We start from the raw sequence: 6,899 nt of genomic DNA on the forward strand, positions 1-6,899 counted from the left end.
CGCCCCCTCCACCACGCCTGCGGCGCGGTCCCCCTCCCCCATTCGCTTCGCGATGTGGGAGGAAAAGGGTCTGATCAAACTCGTTGGCCGAATCGGCTAGTCCGATAGGCGACTGGAGAGCTTGCATGACCAAACGCGTGCGCAAGGCGGTGTTGCCGGTCGCGGGCCTGGGGACGCGGGTGCTGCCCGTGGCCCGGGCCACCCCGAAGAACCTGCTGAACGTCTTCGACCGCCCGATCCTGTCCTATGTGGTGGAGGAGGCCCGCGCCGCCGGCATCGAGCACTTCGTGTTCATCACCAGCCGCGGCCAGGGCGCCATCGAGGACTATTTCGACGGCAATCCCGAGATCGAGGGCGCGCTGGAGGCCAAGGGCAAGCACGACGTCCTGGCCGAGGTGCGCCGCGATATCCTGCCGCCCGGCTCCATGAGTTTCGTGCGCCAGATGGCGCCGCTGGGCCTGGGTCACGCGGTCTGGTGCGCCCGCGACATTGTCGGCGACGAGCCCTTCGCCGTGATCCTGCCCGACATGCTGATGGCCGCGGAGACCCCGGCGCTCGCCCAGGCCGTGGCCGCCCACGACAAGGTCGGCGGCAATATCGTGGTGGTCGAGGCCGTGCCCGACAGCGAGACCCACAAGTACGGCATCGTCGCCCTGGACGGCCGCGAGGGGCGGCTGAACCGCATGACCGGCATGGTCGAGAAACCGCCGGCCGGGACCGCGCCGTCGAACTTGATCATCTCGGGGCGCTACATCCTGCAGCCGGAGATCTTCGAGCTGCTGGAGCGCCAGGGCAAGGGTGCGGGCGGGGAGATCCAGCTCACCGACTCGATGGCCGAGCTGATGAAGGCCCAGGACTTCCACGCCCTGGAATATGACGGGACCACCTATGACTGCGGCGACAAGATCGGCCTGCTGCGGGCCAATGTCGCCTTCGCCCTCGCCCGTCCCGACCTGGGCGACGCCGCCCGCGCCGCGATCGCGGCCCTGCTCTAGGCCTGCCCGTTGCGGCTGTTCATCTACGGCTACGGTTTCGCAGGCCAGGCGCTGGCCCAGCGGCTGCGCGGCTGGAACGTCTCGGCGACCTTCCGCACGCCTGAAGCTGGCGCGGCCATGGCGGCGGATGGCCTCGATCCGGTGGCGGCCGACGACATAGGCGCCGTCGCCGAGCGGTTGGCGAGCTGCCAGGCCATCCTGATCACCGCCCCGCCCGGACCGGAAGGCTGCCCGGCCCTGCAGGTGCTGGTCCCGGCCCTGGCGCGGGCGCAGGCCTTCCCCGACTGGATCGGCTATCTCTCCACCACCGGGGTCTATGGCGACCGGGGCGGCGGCTGGGTGTTCGAGGACAGCCGCCTGGCCGCCCAGTCCACCGAGGGCGCGCGCCGGGTCGGCGCCGAGCGCGACTGGCTGGAGGTCGGGCGCGGCATGGGCCTGACCGTCACCGTCCACCGCCTGCCCGGCATCTACGGCCCCGGCCGCTCGGCCTTTGACCGCCTGCGCGAGGGCCGCGCCCGGCGCATCGACGCCCCGGGCCAGGTGTTCAGCCGCATCCACGTCGACGACCTGGCCGCGGGGCTCGACGCCTCCATGGCGCGGCCGCGCGCCGGCGGGGTCTACAATCTCTGCGACGACGAGCCGGCGGCCAACAGCGACGTCGTCGCCTATGCCGCCCGCCTGCTGGGCATGGCGCCGCCGCCCGAGGAGCCGCTGGACCTGGAGGCCATGACCCCCCAGGCGCGGCGCTTCTACGCCGAGAGCAAGCGCGTCGCCAACGCGCGGGCCAAGGCCGAGCTGGGCTGGCGGCCGGTCTATCCGACCTACCGCGAAGGCCTTGCGGCGATCCTGGCGGCGGGGGGTTAGGGCGGGCCCCAGATCCTCCCCCAGCGCGCAGCGCGATATGGGGGAGGTGGATCGTCGCCTCTTCGCGACGAGACGGAGGGGGTTGCAGCCCACAAGCAAGAGTCAAAGTCCCCCTCACCCGGCCATTCGGCCGGGAGCTCCCCCAGGAGGGGAGCATCTTAGGGTAGATCACCCCGCCAGCGCGCTCAGTCCCAATCCGCCCAGGGCGCAGGCGACCAGGGTGGGGGCCATGCCGAGCTTGAAGCGCAGCATGGCGATCATCGCCGCAGCGGTGATCACAGCCGCCCGCCAGTCGAGGCTCAAGAGGTCCGGCACGTCGACGCCCGCGACCTCCGTCACCCGCGCGAACAGGACGTGCAGGGCGAACCACACGGCCAGGTTGGCGATCACCCCCACCACCGCCGCGCTGATCGCCGCGAGCGCCGCAGCGGCCGCCCGATGGCCGCGCAGGGCCTCGGCATAGGGGGCGCCCAGGAAGATCCACAGGAAGCTCGGCGCGAAGGTGACCCAGGTCGTGAGCAGCGCGCCCAGACAGCCGGCGACCAGGGGATCGAGGCTCCCGGCGTTGCGGTAGGCTGCCAGGAAGCCCACGAACTGCAGGACCATGATCAGCGGCCCTGGCGTGGTCTCGGCCAGCCCGAGGCCGTCGGCCATCTCGCCGGGACTCAGCCATCCGAAGCCGTCGACGGCGGCCTGGGCCACATAGGTCAGGACGGCGTAGGCCCCGCCAAAGGTCACCACCCCCATGGTGGAGAAGAAGCCGGCGATCTTGGTCCAGACGCTGGCCTCGCCGAACAGGGCGAACAGCACGGCGACGGGCGCCAGCCAGATCGGCAGCCAGATCGCCGCCACCCGCAGGGCCCGACCCCGCGAGGGGACCAGGTGGGCCGCGCCGCCCTGGTCGATGACCTGGTCCACCAGGCCGGGCGTCTGGTCCTCGACCTCGTGGCCGTTCGCGCCGCCGCCGAACAGGGCTGGCGCCGCCCAGCCCAGGATCCCGGCCAGCGCCACCACCAGCGGGAACGGGATGTTGAGCACGAACAGGCCCAGGAAGGCGGCCACGGCCACGATCAAGGCCGCGCGCGACTTCAGCGCCCGCCGCCCCACCCGCAGCACCGCCTCGGTCACGATGGCCAGCACCGCGCACTTCACGCCCAGGAACAGGCCCTCGGCCACCGGGGTCGCGCCATAGACGACGTAGAGGATGCTCAAGGCCAGCATCACCGCCGCGCCGGGCAGGACGAAGAGGATCCCCGCCAGCAGCCCCCCCGCCGTGCGGTGCATCAGCCAGCCCACATAGGTGGCCAGCTGCTGGGCCTCGGGGCCAGGCAGCAGCATGCAGTAGTTGAGGGCGTGCAGGAACCGCCGCTCCCCGATCCAGCCGCGCTCCTCGACAAGCACGCGATGCATGAGGGCGATCTGGCCGGCGGGGCCGCCGAAGCTCAGCAGGCCGATCCGGGCCCAGACCCGCGCCGCGGCCCAGAAGCTCGGCAGGGCGGCCTTGCCGCTCACGAGACCTCTTCCACGGCCGCGATCAGCCGGGCGATGTCGGCCGGCCGCGACAGCCGGTGATCGCCGTCCTTGATCAGGCTGAACACCACGTCGTCGCCGCGGATCGCCTGGGCCAGCTCCAGGGCGTGGCGCCACGGGACGTCGGGGTCCTCGCCCCCCTGCAGGATGCGCACCGGGACATCGACGTTCACCGGGCCGGGCAGGATCGACCAGCGCGCGCCATCCTCCAGCAGGGCCGCGCTGATCGGATAGGGGTCGCCATAGTCCGACGGCCGCAGCCAGATCCCGATGCGGTCCAGCGCCTCGCGGTCGGCGGGGGTCAGTTCGGCGCCCATCAGCTTCTCGGTGAAGTCGGCGGCAGGCGCGATCAGCACCAGGGCCTTGATCCGCTCGGGCAGGGCCGCGGCGACCAGGCAGGCGATCCAGCCGCCCATGGACGAGCCCACCAGCACCACCGGTCCCGCCGTCAACGCCTCCAGCACCGCCAGCACGTCCTCGCGCCAGCGGGTGATCGTGCCCTGGGCGAAGTCGCCGTCCGATTCCCCGTGGCCGAAATAGTCGAACCGCACATAGGCGCGGCCATTGGCCAGCGCCCAGTCGGCCAGGGCCTGGGCCTTGGTCCCGGCCATGTCGGACTTGAAGCCGCCAAGCCAGACCACGGCCGGCCCGGCCCCCTCGACGCGCCGCCAGGCGAGCCTGGCTGCGTCCTGGCGCGGCAGATGTCCGGCGATCTCGCTCATGACCCCTCATAACCCAATGAAGTGACGGCGCGAACGCCCCGGCGGGCCTTTACCAAACGTGGGCTTACGCTATGCAAGGCGGCGTGACGCTGCCCCCAGACTTCACCCTATTGCAGGTCGTGCCCGAGCTCGAGACGGGCGGGGCCGAACAGACCACCATCGACGTGGCCCACGCGGTCGTGCGCGCCGGCGGCAAGGCCCTGGTCGCCACCCGGGGCGGACGCATGACCTCGCGCCTGGAAGCCGACGGCGGTCGCCTGGCCCAGATGCCGGTCCAGACCAAGAATCCCCTGGTCATGCTGGGCAACGCCGCGCGACTGGTGGACCTGATCCGCAAGGAAAAGGTCTCCATCGTCCATGCCCGTTCGCGCGCTCCGGCCTTCTCGGCTTTGTGGGCGGCGCAGACCACCAAGACACCGTTCGTGGCCACCTATCACGGGGTCTACAACGCCAAGTCCGGCCTGAAGCGCTGGTACAACGCGGTCATGACCCGGGGCGACCTGGTGATCGCCAATTCCGACTACACCCGCGACCACGTGCTCGCCGAACACAGCCTCGACCCCGCCAGGATCGTCTCGATCCCGCGCGGGATCGACTTGGAGTACTTCAATCCCAGCTGGGTGCTGCCAGACCGGGTCGAGGCCCTGCGGACGGCCTGGGGGTTCGCGCCCGCCGACCGCCGGGTGAAGCTGCTGTTGGCGGGACGCCTGACCCGCATCAAGGGCCACCTGATGATCGTCGAGGCCGCCGCCCGGCTGAAGGCGCAGGGCCGGGCGGACTTCGTCATCATCTTCGCCGGCGACGACCAGGGTCGCACCGACTATCGCCTCGAGATCCTGGCCGCTATCGCCGCGGCGGGCCTCCAGGACCAGGTCCTGTTGGTCGGTCACTGCGACGACATGCCGGCCGCCTACCAGGTCTGCGACATCGCCATGCTGCCCACCACCAAGCCGGAGTCCTTCGGACGCACGGCGGTCGAGCCGCAGGTGATGGGCAAGCCCGTCCTGGCCTCCGACCACGGCGGCACCACCGAGACGGTGCTGTCGGGCGAGACCGGCTGGCTGGTCAAGGCGGACGACCCCGAGGCCTGGGCCGCCGCCATGGCCAAGGTCTGCGACCTCGGCCCCGGCGCCCTGGCCGCCATGGGCCAGACCGCCGCCAATCGCGCGCGCCGGCTCTATTCGGTGGACGCCATGTGCCAGGCGACTCTGGAGGCGTACGGACGCGTGCTGGAGGCGCGCGCGCCGTGAGCCGCCAGATCCGCAACGTCCTGGTCATCAAGCTCTCGGCCCTGGGCGACTTCATCCTGGCCCTGGCGGCCATGAAGAAGATCCGCGAGGCCCATCCGAAGGCGCGGATCACCCTGCTGACCACGCCGCCCTTCGAGGCGCTGGCCAAGTCCTGCCCCTATTTCAACGCCGTGGAGACCGACGGCCGTCCCGAGGGACCCAGCGCCTGGCTGGCCCTGCGCCGCCGGCTGCGAGCCGCGCGCTACGACCGGGTCTACGACCTGCAGACCTCGGCGCAGTCGGCCCGCATCTTCCATCTGCTGCGCCCCTTCCCGCCGGAATGGTCGGGGATCGCCATGGGCTGCGCCCTGCCGCACAGGAACCGTAAGCGCAACACCATGCACACCCTGGAGCGCCAGGCCGATCAGCTGAAGTCCGCCGGCATCTGGCCCGACGCGCCGACCGAACCGGGAGAGGCGCCGGCGCCGGACCTGTCCTGGGTGGTGCGCAACGCCCGCCAGGAGCGCCCCATGCCGGGCGGGGTGAAGCCGCGCCCCTATGTGATCTTCGTCCCCGGCGGCTCGGCCCACCGGCTGGACAAGCGCTGGCCGGTCGAACGCTTCGCTCAGCTCGGCAAGACGCTCTACGATCGCGGCTTCGACGTCGTGGTCATCGGCGGCCCGCAGGAGAGCGCGATCGCCCGCCAGATCCAGAAGTCCGTCGGCCAGGCCCGCGACCTGACCGGGCGCACCGACTTCGCGCGGATCGCCTCGCTGGGCGCCCGCGCGGCCCTGGTGATCGGCAACGACACCGGCCCGCTGCACCTGGCGGCGGCCACCGGACCGGCCACGATCGTGCTTTTCTCCAGCGCCTCGAACCCCGCGCTTTCCGCCCCGCGGGGTCACGTGACCGTGCTGCAAGCCCAGAACCTGGCCGATCTGCCTGTGTCCCAAGTCCTACAGGCTGTGAATGCTCTGGTCCCATCTGCCTAGCGCAGCTTGATTGGGACGACCCCCTTCGTCATATACTGACTTGAACGACCGACGCGGCTCTCGCGCCGGGCGCGTTTCGCGTTGAAACAGCTCCAGGAGCAAAAGCCTATTCGCCGCCCCATGCAGACGCCGCCCGTCAAGGACGGACCGCGTATCAATGAAGACATCCGCTCCCCCAAGGTCCTGCTGATCGATCAGCATGGCGAGAAGCAGGGTGTGATGCCCACCTCGTCGGCGATGGAAGCCGCTCAGGAAGCTGGTCTCGATCTTGTCGAGATCGTTCCCAACGCTGATCCGCCCGTCTGCAAGATCCTGGACTACGGCAAGTTCAAGTTCCAGGAGCAGAAGAAGAAGAACGAGGCGCGCAAGCGGCAGAAGGTCGTCGAGATCAAAGAGATCAAGCTGCGACCGAACATCGACATCCACGACTACGAGGTGAAGCAGCGCTCGATGCACCGCTTCTTCGAAGAGGGCGACAAGGTGAAGGTCACCTTGCGCTTCCGTGGTCGCGAACTCGCCCACCCGGAACTGGGCATGAAGCTGCTGCAAAAGGTGAAGGCCGACTTC

At 70.4% G+C, this 6,899-nt stretch carries 7 protein-coding genes; 5 read left to right on the forward strand and 2 right to left on the reverse strand.

Annotated elements, in window-relative coordinates; genetic code table 11:
- The first annotated feature begins 125 nt into the window (after positions 1–125).
- Complete coding sequence (locus Q8Q77_RS14315; RefSeq protein WP_305584296.1) at positions 126–995, forward strand: UTP--glucose-1-phosphate uridylyltransferase; 870 nt, start codon at positions 126–128, stop codon at positions 993–995.
- 9 nt (positions 996–1,004) lie between these two features.
- Positions 1,005–1,859, forward strand: coding sequence for an SDR family oxidoreductase (locus Q8Q77_RS14320; RefSeq protein WP_305584297.1), 855 nt, complete (start codon positions 1,005–1,007; stop codon positions 1,857–1,859).
- A 168-nt stretch (positions 1,860–2,027) separates the two neighbouring features.
- Here the strand turns inward: Q8Q77_RS14320 and chrA are convergent, their stop codons facing one another.
- Both chrA and Q8Q77_RS14330 read right to left on the reverse strand, forming a co-directional pair.
- Positions 2,028–3,371, reverse strand: a complete 1,344-nt coding sequence (chrA, locus tag Q8Q77_RS14325; RefSeq protein ID WP_305584298.1) for a chromate efflux transporter — start codon at positions 3,369–3,371, stop codon at positions 2,028–2,030.
- The gene (locus tag Q8Q77_RS14330; RefSeq protein ID WP_305584299.1) at positions 3,368–4,111 is read right to left on the reverse strand and encodes an alpha/beta fold hydrolase; all 744 of its coding nucleotides are present in this window, start codon (positions 4,109–4,111) and stop codon (positions 3,368–3,370) included. The genes chrA and Q8Q77_RS14330 overlap by 4 nt, the downstream gene beginning before the upstream one ends.
- 83 nt (positions 4,112–4,194) lie before the next feature.
- On the opposite strand from Q8Q77_RS14330, the gene Q8Q77_RS14335 reads away from it, so the two are divergent.
- The 3 genes from Q8Q77_RS14335 to infC form a co-directional block, all read left to right on the forward strand.
- A complete protein-coding gene (locus Q8Q77_RS14335) occupies positions 4,195–5,361 on the forward strand; it encodes a glycosyltransferase family 4 protein (RefSeq protein WP_305584300.1) in 1,167 nt (388 codons plus the stop codon).
- The gene (locus Q8Q77_RS14340) at positions 5,358–6,332 is read left to right on the forward strand and encodes a glycosyltransferase family 9 protein (protein ID WP_305584301.1); all 975 of its coding nucleotides are present in this window, start codon (positions 5,358–5,360) and stop codon (positions 6,330–6,332) included. The genes Q8Q77_RS14335 and Q8Q77_RS14340 overlap by 4 nt, the downstream gene beginning before the upstream one ends.
- A gap of 120 nt (positions 6,333–6,452) precedes the next feature.
- Positions 6,453–6,899: translation initiation factor IF-3 (infC, locus tag Q8Q77_RS14345; RefSeq protein WP_305584302.1), on the forward strand; the 447-nt coding region annotated here is incomplete at its 3' end.

Origin of the sequence: Phenylobacterium sp. (assembly GCF_030698145.1) — a bacterium.
Taxonomy (GTDB): domain Bacteria; phylum Pseudomonadota; class Alphaproteobacteria; order Caulobacterales; family Caulobacteraceae; genus Phenylobacterium.